Origin of the sequence: Streptobacillus ratti (genome assembly GCF_001891165.1) — a bacterium.
GTDB classification, from domain to species: domain Bacteria; phylum Fusobacteriota; class Fusobacteriia; order Fusobacteriales; family Leptotrichiaceae; genus Streptobacillus; species Streptobacillus ratti.
Map to the genome: position 1 here is coordinate 1 of NZ_LKKW01000140.1, position 222 is coordinate 222.

Annotated in this window: 1 protein-coding gene; it reads left to right on the plus strand. The window is 30.6% G+C overall.

From position 1 onward, the window contains the following. Positions 1-222: FAD-dependent protein (locus BT993_RS07145; RefSeq protein WP_341860442.1), on the plus strand; the 222-nt coding region annotated here is incomplete at both ends.

Here is a 222-nt window from a genome sequence, read left to right on the forward strand (position 1 = left end):
AAATAAAATAGATATGAGTAAAAAGGTATTTTCAGTAGGAGTAAGAGTAGAGCATAAGCAAAAAATGATAAATGAAGTTCAATATGGTAAATATGCAGATTTATTACCACCAGCAGAATATAAGTTGAATGTAAGATTATCAAATGGAAGAGGAGCATATACATTTTGTATGTGTCCAGGTGGAGTGGTTGTACCCTCATCTAGTGAAAAAAATAGATTAGT